Source organism: Streptomyces sp. NRRL S-244 (assembly GCF_000717915.1).
In the GTDB taxonomy this organism is placed as follows: Bacteria; Actinomycetota; Actinomycetes; order Streptomycetales; family Streptomycetaceae; genus Streptomyces.
Window position 1 is genome coordinate 179,517 of the sequence record NZ_JOCX01000011.1, and the last position, 18,545, is coordinate 198,061.

Below are 18,545 nucleotides of genomic sequence, written 5' to 3' on the forward strand. Positions count from 1 at the left end.
CGCGGCCGCACCTGATGCACTGCTCCGGCCGATCTTGCCCGCGTACGGCCCCACTCGCCAGGGTGAGCCCGGGTGCACCGCCGTCCGCCAGCTGGACCGGAGGGCGGCGCACCGGCCCGGACATGGGAGGATCGGGTATGGCGGGTCCGGGCCGAGCCCCCGGCCGCGCCGCCGCAGTACCCAGGCGCGAGCATGAGGAGCATCGTTGAGCAGGTTGCGTTGGCTGACCGCAGGAGAGTCGCACGGACCGGCACTGGTCGCGACGCTGGAGGGCCTTCCCGCCGGCGTTCCGGTCACCACCGAGCTGGTGGCCGACCACCTGGCCCGGCGCCGGCTCGGCTATGGCCGCGGTGCCCGGATGAAGTTCGAGCAGGACGAGATCACGTTCCTCGGCGGCGTCCGCCACGGCCTGTCCCAGGGCTCCCCGATCGCCGTCATGATCGGCAACACCGAGTGGCCCAAGTGGGAGACCGTCATGTCGGCCGACCCGGTCGACCCGTCGCTGCTCAAGGACACCGGCCGCAACGCGCCGCTGACCCGCCCGCGCCCGGGCCACGCCGACCTGGCGGGCATGCAGAAGTACGGCTTCGACGAGGCCCGGCCGATCCTGGAGCGCGCCAGCGCCCGTGAGACCGCCGCCCGCGTCGCCCTCGGCGCCGTCGCCCGCTCCTTCATCAAGGAGGTCGCGGGCATCGAGATCGTCTCGCACGTGGTGGAGCTGGCCACGGCCAAGGCCCCGTACGGCGTGTACCCGACCCCGGCCGACGTCGAGAAGCTGGACGCGGACCCGGTGCGCTGCCTGGACGCGGACGCGTCGAAGGCGATGGTCGCGGAGATCGACCAGGCCCACAAGGACGGCGACACCCTCGGCGGCGTCGTCGAGGTCCTCGCCTACGGGGTCCCGGTCGGCCTCGGCTCGCACGTGCACTGGGACCGCCGCCTGGACGCGCGCCTCGCGGCCGCGCTGATGGGCATCCAGGCGATCAAGGGCGTCGAGGTCGGCGACGGCTTCGACCTGGCCCGCGTACCCGGCTCGCAGGCGCACGACGAGATCGTGGCCACCCCCGAGGGCATCAAGCGCACCTCCGGCCGCTCCGGCGGCACCGAGGGCGGTCTGACCACCGGTGAGCTGCTGCGCGTACGGGCGGCCATGAAGCCGATCGCGACGGTCCCGAAGGCCCTCGCGACGATCGACGTGGCCACCGGCGAGGCCGCTGCCGCCCACCACCAGCGCTCCGACGTCTGTGCCGTCCCCGCGGCGGGCATCGTCGCCGAGGCGATGGTCGCCCTCGTCCTCGCGGACGCGGTCGTGGAGAAGTTCGGCGGCGACTCGGTGCCCGAGACCCGGCGCAACGTCCAGTCGTACCTCGACAACCTGCAGATCCGGTGACGGGCGGACCACTGGTCGTCCTCGTCGGGCCCATGGGGTCCGGCAAGTCCACGGTGGGGGCGCTGCTCGCCGAGCGGCTCGGCGTCCCCTACCGGGACACCGACGCCGACATCGTCGCGGCCCAGGGCCGCGAGATCTCGGACCTCTTCGTCGACGAGGGCGAGCCGTACTTCCGTGAGCTGGAGCGCCGGGCGGTCGCCGCCGCGGTCGCCGAGCACACCGGAGTCCTCGCCCTCGGCGGCGGCGCCGTCCTCGACGCGGGCACCCGGGAGCTGCTGGCCGGGCTGCCCGTCGCCTATCTGTCGATGGACGTCGAGGAAGCCGTCCGGCGGGTCGGGCTGGGCGCGGCGCGCCCGCTGCTCGCCGTCAACCCGCGCCGCCAGTGGCGCGAGCTGATGGAGGCCCGCCGCCCCCTGTACACCGAAGTCGCGCGCGTCGTGGTGGCCACCGACGACCGCACCCCCGAAGAGGTCGCCCAGGCGGTCCTCGACGCTCTGGAGTTGAAGGACGTATGACAGACCAGGTGACGCGCATCCAGGTCGGCGCCAGCGCCGGACACGACGCGTACGACGTGCTGGTGGGCCGGCAGCTGCTCGGCGAGCTGGGCGGCCTGATCGGTACGAAGGCCCAGCGGGTCGCCGTGATCCACCCCGAGGCGCTGGCCTCGACCGGTGAGGCACTGCGCGACGACCTGGCCGAGCAGGGCTACGAGGCGGTCGCCATCCAGGTGCCGAACGCCGAGGAGGCCAAGACCATCGAGGTCGCGGCGTACTGCTGGAAGGCGCTCGGCCAGTCCGGGTTCACCCGCACCGACGTGATCGTCGGCGTCGGCGGCGGGGCCACCACGGACCTCGCGGGCTTCGTCGCGGCCAGCTGGCTGCGCGGGGTGCGCTGGATCGCCGTACCGACCACCGTCCTCGCGATGGTGGACGCGGCCGTCGGAGGCAAGACCGGCATCAACACCGCCGAGGGCAAGAACCTGGTGGGAGCCTTCCACCCGCCCGCCGGCGTGCTGTGCGACCTGGCGGCGCTGGACTCGCTGCCGGTCAACGACTACGTCAGCGGCCTCGCCGAGATCATCAAGGCCGGTTTCATCTCCGACCCGGTGATCCTCGACCTGATCGAGGCGGACCCGGCCGCGGCCCGCACGCCCGACGGCCCGCACACCGCGGAGCTCATCGTGCGCTCGATCCAGGTCAAGGCGGACGTCGTCTCCAGCGACCTGAAGGAATCGGGGCTGCGGGAGATCCTCAACTACGGGCACACGCTCGCGCACGCCATCGAGAAGAACGAGCGCTACAAGTGGCGGCACGGCGCGGCCGTGTCGGTCGGCATGGTCTTCGCGGCCGAGCTCGGCCGGCTCGCGGGCCGGCTCGACGACGCGACGGCCGACCGGCACCGGGAGATCCTGGCCGCGGTCGGGCTGCCGCTGACCTACCGCGGCGACCAGTGGCCCAAGCTGCTCCAGACCATGCAGGTCGACAAGAAGTCCCGCGGCAACCTGCTGCGCTTCATCGTCCTCGACGGCCTGGCCAAGCCCACCGTCCTGGAGGGCCCCGACCCGGCGCACCTGATCGCGGCGTACGGCGAGGTGTCGGCGTGAGCCGCAAGGTGCTCGTGCTGAACGGGCCGAACCTTGGCCGGCTCGGATCGCGCGAACCCGACGTGTACGGGGCGACCTCGTACGCCGGGCTCGTCGAGAGCTGCCGCACGCTGGGCGAGGAGCTCGGCTTCGACGTCGAGGTCCGCGAGACCAACGACGAGGGCGCCATAGTGCGCTGGCTGCACGAGGCGGCGGACGGCAAGATCCCGGTCGTGATCAACCCGGGCGCCTTCACGCACTACTCGTACGCGATGCGGGACGCGGCGGCGCAGCGCACCGCGCCGCTGATCGAGGTGCACATCTCCAACCCGTACGCCCGCGAGGAGTTCCGGCACACGTCGGTCATCGCCTCGGTGGCGACCGGGACGGTGGCGGGCTTCGGCATCGGCTCGTACCGGCTGGCGCTGCGCGCGCTGGCGGACGAAGTCGCGCTCTGACGGTGCTGGTGGGCGGGTCCGCCCCCGTGGTCATATAACGTTCTCGCATCAGTCGGTGGAACGAGACGGAGTGGCAGCGGATGCAGCAAGGAGTGGGGGGCGGCGGAGCGGGCTGGGGGCAGCCGGGACATCATGCGGCCGTGCCCCCGCAGCCGCCGATACCCCCCGCGCAGGGGTGGCCCGTGCCGGGGCCGCCGGCCGCGCCCCCGCAGGCGCCGGCTCCCCACGCGTCGGCCCCGCACGCGCAGGCCCCGCACGCGCCGCCGTATTCACCGCCGCCCGGCGCCGAGGCCACGGGGCACATTCCGCTCCCGCCCGCGGTGGCCGGGACCGGCGGGGCCACGCTGGCCGTGCTGCTGATCGGCCCGGCGGGCGCGGGCAAGACCACCGTGGCCCGGCACTGGGCGAGCACCCGGCCGGTGCCGACCGCGCACGTGAGCCTGGACGACGTCCGGGAGTGGGTGTGCTCGGGCTTCGCGGACCCGCAGGCGGGCTGGAACGACCACTCCGAGGCCCAGTACCGGCTGGCCCGCCGCACCTGCGGCTTCGCCGCCCGCAACTTCCTGGCCAACGGGATCTCCTGCATCCTCGACGACGCCGTGTTCCCGGACCGGCCGGTGGTGGGCCTGGGCGGCTGGAAGCGGCATGTGGGTCCCGCCCTGCTGCCGGTCGTCCTCCTGCCCGGCCTGGAGATCGTCCTGGAGCGCAATGCCGCCCGCTCGGGCAACCGGCGCCTCTCGGACGAGGAGGTCGCCCGCATCCACGGCCGCATGGCGGGCTGGTACGGCTCCGGCCTGCCGATCATCGACAACTCGGACCTGGACGTGGAGGCCACCTCCCGAGCCCTGGACGAGGCCCTGGCCCGGGCCCTGGCCACCCCTGGTTTCTAAGCGGTCAGGTTTGGAGAAGCGTGGGGCCGCGTGCCGCGGCTAGCGTGAAATCCCAAGCCCACCCCACCGCTTCAGGAGTGATCATGAGCCCCTCTGCCACCCAGGGAATCAAGACCGTTCTGCACCCCGTCTCCGACCTGGCCGCCGCCAAGGACGTGTACACCGCGCTGCTCGGCGTCGCGCCGACCATCGACGAGCCGTACTACGTCGGCTACGAGGCCGCCGGCCAGCAGATCGGGCTCGTGCCCGGCGGCGCGGCGCAGGGCATGGCCGCGCCCGTGGCCCACTGGCACGTGCCGGACATCGAGGCCAAGCTCGCCGAGGTCACCGCCGCCGGGGGCAAGCTCAAGGACCCCGTGCGCGACGTCGGCGGCGGCCGCCTCGTGGCCACCTTCACCGACCCCGACGGCAACGTCCTCGGGCTGCTCCAGGACCGGTGAGCGCGCCCCGTACAGCTGGTTAGATCGAGCCAGGCTGCCCGACCCGACGGACGGAGACACGATGAGCATGGCCAGGCCCGCGCTGCACGATGCCGACAGCCACGACCTGATCCGCGTGCACGGCGCGCGGGTGAACAACCTCAAGGACGTCAGCATCGAGATCCCGAAGCGCCGCCTGACGGTGTTCACCGGTGTCTCCGGCTCGGGCAAGAGCTCGCTGGTGTTCGACACGATCGCCGCCGAGTCGCAGCGGCTGATCAACGAGACCTACAGCGCCTTCGTCCAGGGGTTCATGCCGACGCTGGCCCGGCCCGAGGTCGACGTACTCGACGGTCTGACCACCGCGATCACCGTCGACCAGCAGCGGATGGGCGGTGACCCGCGCTCGACGGTGGGCACCGCCACCGACGTCAACGCCATGCTGCGCATCCTCTTCAGCCGGCTCGGCAAGCCGCACATCGGCTCGGCCAAGGCGTTCTCCTTCAACGTCGCCTCGATCAGCGGGGCAGGCGCGGTCACCGTCCGGCGCGGCGGGCAGGAGGTCAAGGAAAGGCGCAGCTTCAGCATCACCGGCGGCATGTGCCCGCGCTGCGAGGGCCGCGGCGCGGTCACCGACATCGACCTCACGCAGCTCTACGACGACACCAAGTCGCTGAACGAGGGCGCGTTCACGATCCCCGGGTACACCGGGGGCGGCTGGAACTCCCGCCTCTACATCGAGTCGGGCTTCTTCGACCCGGACAAGCCGATCCGCAGGTACACGAAGAAGGAGCTGCAGGACCTCCTGCACCGCGAGCCGACCCGCATGAAGATCGCGGGCATCAACATGACGTACGAGGGACTGATCCCGCGCGTCCAGAAGTCGATGCTGTCCAAGGACACGGAGTCCATGCAGCCGCACATCCGGGCGTTCGTGGAGCGCGCGGTCACCTTCACCACCTGCCCCGACTGCGCGGGCACCCGCCTCAACGAGGGCGCGCGCTCCTCGAAGATCAAGCGGAAGAACATCTCCGACCTGTGCGCGATGGAGATCCGGGACCTGGCCGAGTGGGTCCGGGGCCTGGACGAGCCCTCGGTGGCGCCGCTGCTCGCGACACTGCTGGGCACCCTCGACTCGTTCGTCGAGATCGGTCTCGGCTACCTCTCGCTCGACCGCGCCTCGGGCACGCTGTCGGGCGGCGAGGCGCAGCGCGTCAAGATGATCCGCCACCTCGGCTCCTCGCTCACCGACGTCACGTACGTCTTCGACGAGCCCACCACCGGCCTGCACCCGCACGACATCCAGCGGATGAACAACCTCCTGCTGCGGCTGCGGGACAAGGGCAACACGGTGCTCGTCGTGGAGCACAAGCCGGAGACGATCGCGATCGCCGACCACGTCGTCGACCTCGGCCCCGGCGCCGGTGCGGGCGGCGGCACCGTCTGCTTCGAGGGCACCGTCGAGGGGCTGCGGACCGGCGGCACCATCACCGGCCGGCACTTCGACGACAGGGCCTGCGTCAAGGACAGCGTGCGCAAGCCCACCGGCACGCTGGAGATCCGCGGAGCCCGCACCCACAACCTCCGCGACGTCGACGTGGACATCCCGCTCGGGGTCCTCACCGTCGTCACGGGTGTCGCGGGCTCCGGCAAGAGCTCGCTCGTGCACGGCTCACTACCCCGGAAGCAGGGGGCCGCGGGCGAGGGGGTGGTGTCGGTCGACCAGGGCGCCATCAAGGGGTCCCGGCGCAGCAACCCGGCGACGTACACCGGACTGCTCGACCCGATCCGCAAGGCGTTCGCCAAGGCCAACGACGTGAAGCCGGCCCTGTTCAGCGCCAACTCCGAGGGCGCCTGCCCGACCTGCAACGGCGCCGGGGTCATCTACACCGACCTGGCGATGATGGCCGGGGTCGCCACCACCTGCGAGGAGTGCGAGGGCAGGCGGTTCGACTCCTCGGTCCTCGACTACCACTTCGGCGGCCGTGACATCAGCGAGGTGCTCGCGATGTCGGTGACCGAGGCCGAGGAGTTCTTCGGGTCGGGGGACGGGCACCTCCCCGCCGCGCACCGCATCGTCGCGCGCCTCGCCGACGTCGGCCTCGGGTACCTCACCATCGGCCAGCCGCTCACGACCCTCTCCGGCGGCGAGCGCCAGCGGCTCAAGCTCGCGACCCACATGGCAGAGAAGGGCGGGGTCTACGTCCTCGACGAGCCGACGGCCGGCCTGCACCTCGCCGACGTCGAGCACCTGCTGGGCCTGCTCGACCGGCTCGTCGACTCCGGCAAGTCGGTCATCGTCGTCGAGCACCACCAGGCGGTCATGGCACACGCCGACTGGATCATCGACCTCGGGCCCGGCGCGGGCCACGACGGCGGCCGGATCGTCTTCGAGGGCACCCCCGCCGAGCTCGTGGCCGAGCGCGCCACCCTCACCGGCGAGCACCTCGCGGCGTACGTGGGCGGCTGACCGGGGCGCGGCCCGCAGCGGGCGAGGGCCCGGGCCCCGCGGCCGGGGCCGTCGCCGGGACCCGGCCCCGTACGGGTGTGCTCACCAGGCCGGATGCGCGGGGCGCTCGTACGCTCGAAGACATGTCAGACGTGTACGCGGCCCGCCGGGGCCTGCTTCGCGACCGCTGTGCCGCAGCGGGGAACGCCGCCGCACTGATCACGCGTCCGGCGAACGTCCGCTACCTCACCGGGGCGTCCCCGCCGTCCGCCGTCCTGCTCGTCGGGCCGGACGGCGAGGACATGCTGTTCACCGTCGGCCCGCCCACCGGCGAAGCCGACGAGGGGCGCCTCGACGAGCGGCTCAGGCTCTCCGTACTGGCGGGCCCCGGCAGCGACGCGGCCGTCGCGGCCGGGGACATGGCCGGTTCGCTGCGCGTCGAGTCGCTGGCCGTAGAAGAGCACCACCTCACCGTCGCCCGCCACCGCGCCCTGCGCTCCGTCGCGCCCAAGCTGCGGCTCGTGGACCTGGGGACCACCGTGGAGCTGCAGCGCCTCGTCAAGGACGAGGAGGAGATCGCCTGCCTGCGGATCGCCGCGGAGATCGCCGACCAGGCCCTCGGTGAGCTGCTGGAGTCGATCCTGGTGGGCCGGACCGAACGCCACCTCGCCCTGGAGCTGGAGCGCCGCCTCGTCGACCACGGCGCCGACGGGCCCGCGTTCCCGACCTCCGTCGGCACCGGGCCGCACTCCGGCCGCTCCCGGCACCGGCCCTCCGACCGCCGGGTCGAGGAGGGCGACTTCCTCTCCGTCTGCCTCGGCGCCAACTACCGCGGCTACCGCTGTGAGATCGGCCGGACCTTCGTGATCGGCACGAGCCCGGCCGACTGGCAGATCGAGCTCTACGATCTCGTCTTCGCGGCCCAGCGGGCGGGCCGCGAGGCGCTCCTGCCCGGCGCCGCGTACCGCGATGTCGACCGCGCGGCGCGCTCCGTACTGGACTCCGCGGGCCACGGCGAGGCCATCGCTCCGTCGACCGGACACGGTGTCGGCCTCGAAATCGACGAGGACCCGCAGCTTGCACCTACGGCAATGGGTAAACTGGACGCTTGCGTGCCGGTCACCGTCGAACCGGGGGTTCACCTCCCGGGCCGGGGAGGTGTCCGGATCGATGACACGCTCGTCGTGCGCCCCGAGGCGGACGGCGGTCCCGAGCTACTCACCATTACGACCAAGGAGCTGCTCGCGCTCTAGCCCGCCGCGGCGGACTGTGCGCGCACCCGTGGTCTTCCAGTGCAGGAGATTCCGCAACCGTGGCTTCCACGAACGACCTCAAGAACGGCATGGTGCTCAAGCTCGACGGCGGCCAGCTCTGGTCCGTCGTCGAGTTCCAGCACGTCAAGCCCGGCAAGGGCCCGGCCTTCGTGCGCACCAAGCTCAAGCACGTGCTCTCCGGCAAGGTCGTCGACAAGACGTTCAACGCCGGCACGAAGGTCGAGACGGCCACCATCGACCGCCGCGACATGCAGTTCTCGTACATGGACGGCGACTACTTCGTCTTCATGGACATGCAGACCTACGACCAGCTGATGGTCGACCGCAAGGCCGTCGGCGACGCCGCCAACTTCCTCATCGAGGGCTTCACCGCCTCCGTGGCGCAGCACGAGGGCGAGGTGCTCTACGTCGAGCTCCCGGCCGCCGTCGAGCTGGTCATCGAGCACACCGACCCGGGCGTCCAGGGCGACCGCTCCACCGGCGGCACCAAGCCCGCCAAGCTGGAGACCGGTTACGAGATCCAGGTCCCGCTCTTCGTCACCACCGGCGAGAAGGTCAAGGTCGACACCCGCACCTCCGACTACCTCGGCCGGGTGAACAGCTAACCGTGGCTGCCCGCAGCAACGCGCGCAAGCGCGCCTTCCAGATCCTGTTCGAGGCCGACCAGCGCGGGGTGCCCGTGCGCGAGGTCCTCGCGGACTGGATCCGCCACGCGCGGTCGGACGACCGGCAGCCGCCCGTCAGCGCCTTCACGATGGATCTCGTCGAGGGGTACGCCGACAAGGTGAACCGCATCGACGACCTGATCGTCACCTACGCCGTGGACTGGGAGCTCGACCGCATGCCGGTCGCGGACCGGAACATCCTGCGGCTCGGTGCCTACGAGCTGATCTGGGTGGACGACACCCCGGACGCCGTGGCCATCGACGAGGCCGTCCAGCTGGCCAAGGAGTTCTCGACGGACGAATCCCCCTCGTTCGTGAACGGGCTGCTGGCCCGCTTCAAGGACCTGAAGCCGAGTCTGCGCCGGGGCGAGTAGCCCACGCGGTCCGGCGAGAACGGCAGGGCCCGCAGCGCACGCGCGCTGCGGGCCCTCCGTCCGTTCCGGCGCGGCACCGCGGACCGGTGCGCGGGACGGGTACGCGGGGCGGGTACGCGGGGCGGGTACGCGGGGCGGGTACGCGAAAACCGGCGCGGGCCGGGAGCCACTGCCGGCTCCCGGCCCACGCCGGTAACGTTTCTGCTGGTCCTCGGCTCGGGGACTAGATGTCCTCGTGCGCCACGGCGCGACGCGCATCCGCGTCGAGCACGCCCCAGCTGATCAGCTGCTCGGTCAGGACCGAGGGGGACTGGTCGTAGATGACGGCCAGGGTGCGCAGGTCGTCCTGGCGGATCGACAGCACCTTGCCGTTGTAGTCCCCGCGCTGGCTCTGGATGGTGGCGGCGTACCGCTGCAGCGGGCCGGCCTTCTCGGCGGGCACGCCCGCGAGGCGCTCCAGGTCGAGGCGCAGCTTCGGCGGCGGCTCGGCGGCCCCGCCCGGAGTCGTACCCGGCAGCAGCTCCTGCACCGGTACCCCGTAGAAGTCCGCCAGCTCGGCGAGGCGCTGGACGGTCACGGCGCGGTCCCCGCGCTCGTACGACCCGACCACCACGGCCTTCCACCGGCCCTGGGACTTCTCCTCGACACCATGGAGGGAGAGGCCCTGCTGGGTGCGGATGGCGCGGAGCTTGGCCCCGAGCTGTTTGGCGTATTCGCTGGACATAACGCTCCCGGACGCTGTGACGACATGACCACGTGCGGCACCGCCGCGCGGCTGGTAACTCACTGTGAGGTTACGCAGCGTTACTTGGATGCGTCAAGCCGAATGGTCTTGGCCGCCCCCCTTCGAGCGGCCCCCTCCGGGCCGGGTGCGGGTGCGGGGCCCGGCCCCTGGTACCGTGGAGGCCGTACAGCCAGACGTCCTTTAAGAACCGTCCCGTGAGGCGGAGAAGGAGGTCCTTTCATGGACGCTCAGCAGAGCGATGCGCGCCCCGTTCTGGAGGCGCAGGACATCGCGCGGGTGCTGACCCGCATCGCCCACGAGATCGTCGAACGCGCCAAGGGCGCCGACGACGTGGTGCTCCTCGGCATTCCCACCCGCGGCGTGTATCTCGCCCGCCGGCTGGCCGCCAAGCTCGAAGAGATCACCGGCACGAAGATCCCGGTCGGATCCCTCGACATCACCATGTACCGCGACGATCTGCGGCTGAAGCCCGCCCGCGCGATCGGCCGCACCGAGATCCCCGGCGACGACATCGACGGACGCCTCGTCGTCCTCGTCGACGACGTGCTCTTCTCCGGCCGCACCATCAGGGCCGCCCTCGACGCGCTGGGCGACCTCGGCCGCCCCCGCGCCGTGCAGCTCGCGGTCCTCGTCGACCGCGGCCACCGCGAGCTGCCGATCCGCGCCGACTACGTCGGCAAGAACCTCCCCACGTCGCTGCGGGAGACCGTCAAGGTCCAGCTCCAGGAGGAGGACGGCCGAGACGCCGTGCTGCTCGGCCAGCGGACCGACACGGCCGCCACCGGGCAGTAGCCCGTACGAGTGAGGGGCCCCGAACGCGGGGGCCCGCGCGCGAGCCTGCCTGCCGGGCCGCACCCCACCCCGTCCGCGGCCCGGGCCTCCCCGCCGCCCCGCCCTCCCCGCCGCTCTGACCTCATCGACAAACGGAGCACCCTGATGAAGCGCCACCTCATCTCGGCCGCCGATCTCACGCGCGACGACGCCGTCCTCATCCTCGACACCGCCGAGGAGATGGCACGCGTCGCGGACCGGCCGATCAAGAAGCTGCCCACCCTGCGCGGCCTCACCGTCGTCAACCTCTTCTTCGAGGACTCGACCCGCACCCGGATCTCCTTCGAAGCGGCCGCCAAGCGACTGTCCGCCGACGTCATCAACTTCTCCGCCAAGGGCTCCTCGGTCTCCAAGGGCGAATCCCTCAAGGACACCGCGCTGACCCTGGAGGCCATGGGCGCCGACGCCGTCGTCATCCGCCACCACGCCTCCGGCGCCCCCTACCGGCTCGCGACCTCCGGCTGGATCGACTCCGCCGTCGTCAACGCCGGCGACGGCACCCACGAGCACCCCACCCAGGCCCTGCTGGACGCCTTCACCATGCGCCGCCGCCTGGTCGGCCGCGACGCCGGCCTCGGCAAGGACCTGAACGGCCGCCGCATCACCATCGTCGGCGACGTCCTGCACAGCCGCGTCGCCCGCTCCAACGTGCAGCTGCTGCACACGCTCGGCGCCGAGGTCACCGTGGTGGCCCCGCCCACCCTGGTCCCGATCGGCGTCGAGAGCTGGCCCTGCGAGGTCTCGTACAGCCTCGACGACGTGCTGCCGAAGTCCGACGCGGTCATGATGCTGCGTGTGCAGCGCGAACGCATGAACGCCGCCTTCTTCCCGACCGAGCGCGAGTACTCCCGCCGGTACGGGCTCGACGGCGACCGCATGGCCAAGATGCCCGAGCACGCCATCGTCATGCACCCCGGCCCGATGAACCGCGGCATGGAGATCACCGCCGAGGTCGCCGACTCCGACCGCTGCACGGCCGTCGAGCAGGTCGCCAACGGCGTCTCCACCCGGATGGCCGTCCTGTACCTGCTGCTCGGAGGCTCCGAGCCGGCCGTCACCACCACCAGCACGCCCCGTATCGAGGAGAGCAAGTAAAGATGAGCAAGATCCTGATCCGCGGGGCGAAGGTACTCGGTGGCGAGGCGCAGGACGTCCTGATCGACGGCGAGACCATCGCCGCCGTGGGCACGGGCCTGGACGCCGAGGGCGCGACCGTCATCGAGGCCGCCGGCCAGACGCTCCTCCCCGGCCTCGTCGACCTGCACACCCACCTGCGCGAGCCCGGCCGCGAGGACTCCGAGACCGTCCTGACCGGCACCCGCGCCGCCGCCTCCGGCGGCTACACCGCCGTCTTCGCCATGGCGAACACCTTCCCCGTCGCCGACACCGCCGGCGTCGTCGAGCAGGTCTGGCGCCTCGGCAAGGAGTCCGGCTACTGCGACGTGCAGCCCATCGGCGCCGTCACCGTCGGCCTGGAGGGCAAGCAGCTCTCCGAGCTGGGCGCCATGCACGACTCCGCCGCCCGCGTCACCGTCTTCTCCGACGACGGCAAGTGCGTCGACGACGCCGTGATCATGCGCCGCGCCCTGGAGTACGTGAAGGCCTTCGGCGGCGTCGTCGCCCAGCACGCCCAGGAGCCCCGCCTGACCGAGGGCGCCCAGATGAACGAGGGCGTCGTCTCCGCCGAGCTGGGCCTCGGCGGCTGGCCGGCCGTCGCCGAGGAGTCGATCATCGCCCGCGACGTCCTCCTCGCCGAGCACGTCGGCTCCCGCGTGCACATCTGCCACCTCTCCACGGCCGGCTCCGTCGAGATCGTCCGCTGGGCGAAGTCCCGCGGCATCGACGTCACCGCCGAGGTCACCCCGCACCACCTGCTCCTCACCGACGAGCTGGTCCGCTCGTACAACGCGGTCTACAAGGTCAACCCGCCGCTGCGCACCGAGCGCGACGTCATGGCCCTGCGCGAGGCGCTCGCCGACGGCACGATCGACATCGTCGCCACCGACCACGCCCCGCACCCGCACGAGGACAAGGACTGCGAGTGGGCCGCCGCCGCCATGGGCATGGTCGGCCTGGAGACCGCGCTCTCCGTCGTCCAGCAGACGATGGTGGAGACCGGACTGCTCGACTGGGCGGGCGTCGCCGAGCGCATGTCCTTCGCCCCGGCGCGGATCGGCGGCCTGGACAACCACGGCCGCCCCGTCTCGGCAGGTGAACCCGCGAACCTGACCTTGGTCGATATCTCGTACCGTGGTGTCGTGGACCCCGCACACTTCGCCTCCCGCAGCCGCAACACGCCTTACGAGGGCCGTGAGCTGCCGGGACGCGTCACTCACACCTTCCTGCGGGGCCGGGCAACGGTCGTGGACGGGAATCTGGCGTGACACCTGCAGTAATCCAACTGGCCGCCGAGGCCGCCGAACGACGGTCGGCGGAGGTGACGGACTTCGGCGCACGCATCGCGTGGGTGGTCGGTCTGCTCGTCTTCATCGCGTTCGTGTACTGGCTGATGCGGCAGGGCTGGAAATGGCGCGGCGCCCTGCAGAGCGATCTGCCGGAGCTGCCCGCCGCCCCCGGCGGCCTCCCCGAGCACCGGCTGGCCCTGACCGGCCGGTACCACGGGTCGACCACCGCCGGGCAGTGGCTCGACCGGATCGTCGCCCACGGCCTGGGGGTGCGCAGCCGGGTCGAGCTCACGCTCACCGATGCGGGCCTCGACGTGGTCCGTCCGGGTGCCACCGACTTCTTCGTACCGGCCGCGCAGCTGCGCGGCGCCCGCCTCGACAAGGGAATCGCGGGCAAGGTACTCACCGAGGGCGGTCTCCTCGTCGTCACGTGGGCGCACGGCGACAAGCTGATCGACTCCGGATTCCGCTCCGACCGCGCGGCCGAACACGCCGCCTGGGTCGAAGCCATCAATCTCATGAACCAATCCATCACGACGGAAGGCGCCGAACGATGACGACCTCCACCAGGGGAGCAGCCAAAGCTCCCGCCGTACTCGTCCTGGAGGACGGTCGGATCTTCCGCGGCCGCGCCTACGGCGCTGTGGGGGAGACCTTCGGCGAGGCCGTGTTCTCCACCGGCATGACCGGCTACCAGGAGACCCTCACCGACCCGTCGTACCACCGGCAGGTCGTCGTGATGACCGCCCCGCACGTGGGCAACACCGGCGTCAACGACGAGGACCCCGAGTCCTCCCGCATCTGGGTCGCCGGGTACGTCGTACGCGACCCCGCCCGCGTCCCGTCCAACTGGCGCTCGCAGCGCTCGCTGGACGAGGAGCTGGTCAAGCAGGGCGTCGTCGGCATCAGCGGCATCGACACCCGCGCCCTGACCCGCCACCTGCGCGAGCGCGGCGCCATGCGCGTCGGCATCTTCTCCGGCGAGGGCATCGCCGCCGACGCGGACCTGCTGGCCAAGGTCCAGGCCGCCCCGCAGATGAAGGGCGCCGATCTCTCCGCCGAGGTCGCCACCAAGGAGACGTACGTCGTCCCCGCCATCGGCCCCGACGGCGAAGCCGTCCCGATCGGCGCCGCGAAGTTCACCGTCGCCGCCGTGGACCTCGGCATCAAGGGCATGACCCCGCACCGGATGGCCGAGCGCGGCATCGAGGTGCACGTGCTGCCCGCCACCGCCACCGTCGAGGACGTGTACGCGGTCCAGCCGGACGGCGTGTTCTTCTCCAACGGCCCGGGCGACCCGGCCACCGCCGACCACGCGGTCTCCGTCATGCAGGGCGTCCTCGCCCGCAAGACCCCGCTCTTCGGCATCTGCTTCGGCAACCAGATCCTGGGCCGCGCGCTGGGCTTCGGCACGTACAAGCTGAAGTACGGCCACCGCGGCATCAACCAGCCGGTGCAGGACCGCACCACCGGCAAGGTCGAGATCACCGCGCACAACCACGGCTTCGCCGTGGACGCGCCCCTCGACAAGGTCTCCGAGACCGCCTACGGCCGCGCCGAGGTCTCGCACGTCTGCCTGAACGACAACGTCGTGGAAGGCCTCCAGCTGCTCGACCAGCCGGCCTTCTCCGTCCAGTACCACCCCGAAGCGGCCGCCGGCCCGCACGACGCCGCGTACCTCTTCGACCGTTTCGTGAATCTGATGGAGGCCGAGCGTGCCTAAGCGCACCGATATCCAGTCCGTCCTGGTCATCGGCTCCGGCCCGATCGTCATCGGACAGGCCGCCGAGTTCGACTACTCCGGCACCCAGGCCTGCCGCATCCTCAAGGCCGAGGGCCTGCGGGTCATCCTGGTGAACTCCAACCCCGCGACGATCATGACCGACCCGGAGATCGCCGACGCCACGTACGTCGAGCCGATCACCCCCGAGTTCGTCGAGAAGATCATCGCGAAGGAGCGCCCCGACGCGCTGCTGCCGACCCTCGGCGGCCAGACCGCGCTCAACACCGCCATCTCCATGCACGAGCAGGGTGTGCTGGAGAAGTACGGCGTGGAGCTCATCGGCGCCAACGTCGAGGCCATCAACAAGGGCGAGGACCGCGACCTCTTCAAGGGCGTCGTCGAGGCCGTCAAGGCCAAGATCGGTTACGGCGAGTCCGCCCGCTCGGTCATCTGCCACTCCATGGACGACGTCCTGGCGGGCGTCGAGACGCTCGGCGGCTACCCCGTCGTCGTCCGGCCCTCCTTCACGATGGGCGGCGCCGGCTCCGGCTTCGCCCACGACGAGGACGAGCTGCGCCGCATCGCCGGCCAGGGCCTCACGCTCTCCCCGACCACCGAGGTGCTCCTGGAGGAGTCCATCCTCGGCTGGAAGGAGTACGAGCTGGAGCTGATGCGCGACACCAAGGACAACGTGGTCGTCGTCTGCTCCATCGAGAACTTCGACCCGATGGGCGTCCACACCGGCGACTCCATCACCGTCGCCCCGGCCATGACCCTGACCGACCGCGAGTACCAGCGGCTGCGCGACATCGGCATCGCGATCATCCGCGAGGTCGGCGTCGACACCGGCGGCTGCAACATCCAGTTCGCGATCGACCCGGTCGACGGCCGCGTCATCGTCATCGAGATGAACCCGCGCGTCTCGCGCTCCTCGGCGCTCGCGTCGAAGGCCACCGGCTTCCCGATCGCCAAGATCGCCGCCAAGCTGGCCATCGGCTACACCCTCGACGAGGTCCCCAACGACATCACCGAGAAGACGCCGGCCTCCTTCGAGCCGACCCTCGACTACGTCGTCGTCAAGGCCCCGCGCTTCGCCTTCGAGAAGTTCCCGCTCGCCGACGCCACCCTCACCACCACCATGAAGTCGGTGGGCGAGGCCATGGCCATCGGCCGCAACTTCACCGAGGCCCTCCAGAAGGCCCTGCGCTCCCTGGAGAAGAAGGGCTCGCAGTTCACCTTCGTCGGCCCCGTCGGCGACAAGGAAGAACTCCTCGCCACCGCCGTCCGCCCCACCGACGGCCGCATCAACACCGTCATGCAGGCCATCCGCGCCGGCGCCACCCAGGAAGAAGTCTTCGAGTCCACGAAGATCGACCCCTGGTTCGTCGACCAGCTCTTCCTGATCAAGGAGATCGCCGACGAGCTGGCCGCCGCCGAGAAGCTCCACCCCGAGCTGCTCGCCGAGGCCAAGCGCCACGGCTTCTCCGACGCCCAGATCGCCGAGATCCGCGGCTTGCGCGAGGACGTCGTCCGCGAGGTCCGCCACGCGCTGGGCGTCCGCCCGGTCTACAAGACGGTCGACACCTGCGCCGCCGAGTTCGCCGCGAAGACCCCGTACTTCTACTCCTCGTACGACGAGGAGAGCGAGGTCGCGCCCCGCGAGAAGCCCGCGGTGATCATCCTGGGCTCCGGCCCGAACCGCATCGGCCAGGGCATCGAGTTCGACTACTCCTGCGTCCACGCCTCCTTCGCCCTCAGCGACGCCGGCTACGAGACCGTGATGGTCAACTGCAACCCGGAGACCGTCTCGACGGACTACGACACCTCCGACCGCCTGTACTTCGAGCCGCTCACGCTCGAAGACGTGCTGGAGATCGTCCACGCCGAGTCGCTGGCCGGCCCCATCGCCGGCGTCGTCGTCCAGCTCGGCGGCCAGACCCCCCTCGGCCTCGCCCAGGCCCTCAAGGACAACGGCGTCCCGGTCGTCGGCACCCCGCCGGAGGCCATCCACGCCGCCGAGGACCGCGGCGCGTTCGGCCAGGTGCTCGCCGAGGCCGGCCTGCCGGCCCCCAAGCACGGCACCGCCACCACGTTCGCGGGCGCGAAGGCCATCGCCGACGAGATCGGCTACCCGGTCCTCGTACGCCCCTCGTACGTGCTCGGCGGCCGCGGCATGGAGATCGTCTACGACGAGGACCGGCTGTCCTCGTACATCGCGGAATCCACCGAGATCTCGCCGACCCGCCCCGTCCTCGTCGATCGCTTCCTCGACGACGCCATCGAGATCGACGTCGACGCCCTGTACGACGGCACCGAGCTCTACCTCGGCGGCGTCATGGAGCACATCGAGGAAGCCGGCATCCACTCCGGCGACTCGGCCTGCGCCCTGCCCCCGATCACCCTCGGCGGCTTCGACATCAAGCGCCTGCGCGCCTCCACCGAGGCCATCGCCAAGGGCGTCGGCGTTCGCGGCCTGATCAACATCCAGTTCGCGATGGCGGGTGACATCCTCTACGTGCTGGAGGCCAACCCGCGCGCCTCCCGCACCGTCCCCTTCACCTCGAAGGCGACCGCGGTCCCGCTCGCGAAGGCCGCCGCCCGCATCTCGCTCGGCGCCACCATCGCCGAACTGCGCGAAGAGGGCATGCTCCCGAAGACCGGCGACGGCGGCACCCTGCCGCTCGACGCGCCGATCTCCGTCAAGGAGGCCGTCATGCCGTGGTCGCGCTTCCGCGACATCCACGGCCGCGGCGTCGACACCGTCCTCGGCCCGGAGATGCGCTCCACCGGCGAGGTCATGGGCATCGACTCGGTCTTCGGCACGGCGTACGCCAAGTCGCAGGCCGGCGCCTACGGCCCGCTGCCCACCAAGGGCCGCGCGTTCATCTCCGTCGCCAACCGCGACAAGCGCTCGATGATCTTCCCGGCGCGCGAGCTCGTCAACCACGGCTTCGAGCTGATGGCGACCTCCGGCACCGCCGAGGTGCTGCGCCGCAACGGCATCAACGCCACCGTCGTGCGCAAGCTCAGCGAGGGCGAGGGCCCGGGCGGCGAGAAGACCATCGTCCAGCTCATCCACGACGGCCAGGTCGACCTGATCGTCAACACCCCGTACGGCACCGGCGGCCGCCTCGACGGCTACGAGATCCGCACGGCGGCCGTGGCCCGCGGCGTCCCGTGCCTGACCACGGTCCAGGCGCTCGCCGCGGCCGTCCAGGGCATCGACGCGCTCAACCACGGAGACGTGGGTGTGCGCTCGCTCCAGGAGCACGCGGAGCACCTGACCGCGGCCCGCGACTAGCAGCCCGTACGAGGAGGGGGACACGGATGCGCGATGCGC

Annotated in this window: 17 protein-coding genes; 16 read left to right on the forward strand and 1 reads right to left on the reverse strand. The window is 71.5% G+C overall.

Annotated features, from left to right (window positions below; genetic code table 11):
- Positions 1 to 205: 205 nt before the first annotated feature.
- From aroC to nusB, 10 genes are all read left to right on the forward strand, one after another.
- Positions 206 to 1,390: a chorismate synthase gene (gene aroC, locus IF02_RS0116070; protein WP_030157434.1), complete on the forward strand. Its 1,185-nt coding sequence runs from the start codon at positions 206 to 208 to the stop codon at positions 1,388 to 1,390.
- The gene (locus IF02_RS0116075; protein WP_030157436.1) at positions 1,387 to 1,905 is read left to right on the forward strand and encodes a shikimate kinase; all 519 of its coding nucleotides are present in this window, start codon (positions 1,387 to 1,389) and stop codon (positions 1,903 to 1,905) included. Before aroC ends, IF02_RS0116075 begins: the two co-directional genes overlap by 4 nt.
- On the forward strand, positions 1,902 to 2,993 hold the full coding sequence (gene aroB / locus IF02_RS0116080; protein WP_030157438.1) for a 3-dehydroquinate synthase: 1,092 nt from the start codon (positions 1,902 to 1,904) through the stop codon (positions 2,991 to 2,993). The genes IF02_RS0116075 and aroB overlap by 4 nt, the downstream gene beginning before the upstream one ends.
- The gene (gene aroQ, locus IF02_RS0116085) at positions 2,990 to 3,430 is read left to right on the forward strand and encodes a type II 3-dehydroquinate dehydratase (protein ID WP_030157440.1); all 441 of its coding nucleotides are present in this window, start codon (positions 2,990 to 2,992) and stop codon (positions 3,428 to 3,430) included. Before aroB ends, aroQ begins: the two co-directional genes overlap by 4 nt.
- Before the next feature lie 80 nt (positions 3,431 to 3,510).
- Positions 3,511 to 4,320 carry an AAA family ATPase gene (locus tag IF02_RS0116090; RefSeq protein WP_030157441.1) on the forward strand — a complete coding sequence of 270 codons (810 nt, stop codon included), beginning with the start codon at positions 3,511 to 3,513 and terminating at the stop codon, positions 4,318 to 4,320.
- Positions 4,321 to 4,403: 83 nt separating this feature from the next.
- Positions 4,404 to 4,760, forward strand: a complete 357-nt coding sequence (locus tag IF02_RS0116095; RefSeq protein ID WP_030157444.1) for a VOC family protein — start codon at positions 4,404 to 4,406, stop codon at positions 4,758 to 4,760.
- 61 nt (positions 4,761 to 4,821) lie between these two features.
- Complete coding sequence (locus IF02_RS0116100; RefSeq protein ID WP_030157446.1) at positions 4,822 to 7,209, forward strand: ATP-binding cassette domain-containing protein; 2,388 nt, start codon at positions 4,822 to 4,824, stop codon at positions 7,207 to 7,209.
- A 122-nt stretch (positions 7,210 to 7,331) separates the two neighbouring features.
- A complete protein-coding gene (locus IF02_RS0116105) occupies positions 7,332 to 8,441 on the forward strand; it encodes an aminopeptidase P family protein (protein WP_030157448.1) in 1,110 nt (369 codons plus the stop codon).
- Between the two features lie 59 nt (positions 8,442 to 8,500).
- Complete coding sequence (efp, locus tag IF02_RS0116110) at positions 8,501 to 9,067, forward strand: elongation factor P (protein ID WP_030157450.1); 567 nt, start codon at positions 8,501 to 8,503, stop codon at positions 9,065 to 9,067.
- A gap of 2 nt (positions 9,068 to 9,069) precedes the next feature.
- Positions 9,070 to 9,501 carry a transcription antitermination factor NusB gene (nusB, locus tag IF02_RS0116115; RefSeq protein ID WP_030157452.1) on the forward strand — a complete coding sequence of 144 codons (432 nt, stop codon included), beginning with the start codon at positions 9,070 to 9,072 and terminating at the stop codon, positions 9,499 to 9,501.
- 223 nt (positions 9,502 to 9,724) lie between these two features.
- Here the strand turns inward: nusB and bldD are convergent, their stop codons facing one another.
- Complete coding sequence (bldD, locus tag IF02_RS0116120; protein WP_007263032.1) at positions 9,725 to 10,225, reverse strand: transcriptional regulator BldD; 501 nt, start codon at positions 10,223 to 10,225, stop codon at positions 9,725 to 9,727.
- Between the two features lie 240 nt (positions 10,226 to 10,465).
- Here bldD and pyrR point away from each other — a divergent pair, with 240 nt between their 5' ends.
- The 6 genes from pyrR (at position 10,466) to carB (ending at position 18,506) form a co-directional block, all read left to right on the forward strand.
- Positions 10,466 to 11,038, forward strand: a complete 573-nt coding sequence (gene pyrR / locus IF02_RS0116125) for a bifunctional pyr operon transcriptional regulator/uracil phosphoribosyltransferase PyrR (RefSeq protein WP_030157457.1) — start codon at positions 10,466 to 10,468, stop codon at positions 11,036 to 11,038.
- Between the two features lie 144 nt (positions 11,039 to 11,182).
- A complete protein-coding gene (locus IF02_RS0116130; protein WP_030157459.1) occupies positions 11,183 to 12,172 on the forward strand; it encodes an aspartate carbamoyltransferase catalytic subunit in 990 nt (329 codons plus the stop codon).
- Between the two features lie 2 nt (positions 12,173 to 12,174).
- The gene (locus IF02_RS0116135; RefSeq protein WP_030157460.1) at positions 12,175 to 13,461 is read left to right on the forward strand and encodes a dihydroorotase; all 1,287 of its coding nucleotides are present in this window, start codon (positions 12,175 to 12,177) and stop codon (positions 13,459 to 13,461) included.
- A complete protein-coding gene (locus IF02_RS0116140; protein ID WP_030157461.1) occupies positions 13,458 to 14,039 on the forward strand; it encodes a hypothetical protein in 582 nt (193 codons plus the stop codon). Before IF02_RS0116135 ends, IF02_RS0116140 begins: the two co-directional genes overlap by 4 nt.
- The gene (carA, locus tag IF02_RS0116145) at positions 14,036 to 15,205 is read left to right on the forward strand and encodes a glutamine-hydrolyzing carbamoyl-phosphate synthase small subunit (RefSeq protein ID WP_030157462.1); all 1,170 of its coding nucleotides are present in this window, start codon (positions 14,036 to 14,038) and stop codon (positions 15,203 to 15,205) included. Before IF02_RS0116140 ends, carA begins: the two co-directional genes overlap by 4 nt.
- Complete coding sequence (gene carB, locus IF02_RS0116150; protein ID WP_030157463.1) at positions 15,198 to 18,506, forward strand: carbamoyl-phosphate synthase large subunit; 3,309 nt, start codon at positions 15,198 to 15,200, stop codon at positions 18,504 to 18,506. Before carA ends, carB begins: the two co-directional genes overlap by 8 nt.
- The last annotated feature ends 39 nt before the right edge of the window (positions 18,507 to 18,545 follow it).

Excerpts from the sequence above, each read along its gene's own strand:
- carA (WP_030157462.1), top strand. The coding sequence starts at position 14,036 with ATGACGACCTCCACCAGGGGAGCAGCCAAAGCTCCCGCCGTACTCGTC.
- pyrR (WP_030157457.1), top strand. The coding sequence starts at position 10,466 with ATGGACGCTCAGCAGAGCGATGCGCGCCCCGTTCTGGAGGCGCAGGAC.
- IF02_RS0116095 (WP_030157444.1), top strand. The coding sequence starts at position 4,404 with ATGAGCCCCTCTGCCACCCAGGGAATCAAGACCGTTCTGCACCCCGTC.
- IF02_RS0116105 (WP_030157448.1), top strand. The coding sequence starts at position 7,332 with ATGTCAGACGTGTACGCGGCCCGCCGGGGCCTGCTTCGCGACCGCTGT.
- IF02_RS0116090 (WP_030157441.1), top strand. The coding sequence starts at position 3,511 with ATGCAGCAAGGAGTGGGGGGCGGCGGAGCGGGCTGGGGGCAGCCGGGA.
- bldD (WP_007263032.1), bottom strand. The coding sequence starts at position 10,225 with ATGTCCAGCGAATACGCCAAACAGCTCGGGGCCAAGCTCCGCGCCATC.
- IF02_RS0116135 (WP_030157460.1), top strand. The coding sequence starts at position 12,175 with ATGAGCAAGATCCTGATCCGCGGGGCGAAGGTACTCGGTGGCGAGGCG.
- IF02_RS0116100 (WP_030157446.1), top strand. The coding sequence starts at position 4,822 with ATGAGCATGGCCAGGCCCGCGCTGCACGATGCCGACAGCCACGACCTG.
- IF02_RS0116130 (WP_030157459.1), top strand. The coding sequence starts at position 11,183 with ATGAAGCGCCACCTCATCTCGGCCGCCGATCTCACGCGCGACGACGCC.
- aroB (WP_030157438.1), top strand. The coding sequence starts at position 1,902 with ATGACAGACCAGGTGACGCGCATCCAGGTCGGCGCCAGCGCCGGACAC.